The 1,018-nt window shown below is 46.0% G+C and carries 2 protein-coding genes; both read left to right on the top strand.

What is annotated here, in order from left to right; genetic code table 11:
• Positions 1-763 (top strand): putative peptidoglycan glycosyltransferase FtsW (locus tag A3739_RS24830; protein ID WP_197472556.1); only part of this gene is annotated, 763 nt, incomplete at its 5' end.
• Positions 760-1,018: glycosyltransferase (locus A3739_RS24825; RefSeq protein WP_197472555.1), on the top strand; the 259-nt coding region annotated here is incomplete at its 3' end. The genes A3739_RS24830 and A3739_RS24825, both read left to right, overlap by 4 nt.

Raw genomic sequence — 1,018 nt, 5'->3', positions numbered from 1 at the left:
TGCATATCTAGCTGGATACCTGGTTCGACGTCATGACGAAGTCAGACAGTCTTGGTGGGGTTTTACTAAGCCTATGTTAGTGCTCACTATCGCGGCTTTCCTCTTGCTTAGCGAGCCTGATTTTGGGGCGACCGTCGTAATAGGCGCTGCGTTCATGGGAATGATTTTCTTGAGTGGTGCGAAGCTGCATCAATTCGGTGTTCTCGTTGTCGCCTGCTTATTAATCGTAGTGGCTTTGATTTGGTCTCAACCGTATCGCATGGAGCGATTAATTGGTTATACCGACCCGTGGGCAGATCAATTTGGCGCAGGTTATCAGTTAACACAATCTCTGATTGCTTTTGGAAGAGGTGAAATACTTGGCGTTGGGCTAGGTAATAGCTTGCAGAAGCAGTTTTATTTGCCAGAAGCTCACACCGATTTTGTATTCGCTATTCTTGCGGAAGAATTCGGACTGATTGGTTCTTTAATCGTCGTCGCATTATTTTCGTGGTTGATTTACCGCGCATTCAAAATTGCACGTGTGGCTGAAAAAGCAGGGCTGCTTTTCCATGCTTATTTCTCATATGGCATCGCAATACTACTAGGCGTTCAAGCAAGCATTAACTTGGGCGTGAACATGGGCTTATTGCCAACTAAGGGCTTGACCTTGCCCTTGGTGAGTTATGGCGGAAGTAGTTTGATTATAAGTATTGCTGCTATCGCGATTTTGTTGCGCGTTCATCATGAAACCCTCCATGCAAGAATAGGAGAGTCTTCATGAAAACGTATTTGATGATGGCTGGCGGAACAGGTGGTCATGTATTTCCTGCTCTTGCAACGGCTAGAAAGTTACAAGAGCAAGGGGCGAATGTTGCTTGGCTTGGATCTAATGGTGGTTTCGAGCAGTCGGTCATTGAGAAACAGGGCATACCCTTTTATGGCATTAGCGTGAGCGGGCTAAGAGGCAAAGGCAAGCTTGCTCTTTTAAAGGCTCCATTCAACTTGGTGCATGCCTTAATTCAAGCTTTTGGTGTTC

Source organism: Oleiphilus sp. HI0067, from assembly GCF_001635735.1.
The sequence above is the reverse complement of the archived record's forward strand: the minus strand, read 5'-3'. Positions and strand labels throughout refer to the sequence as shown.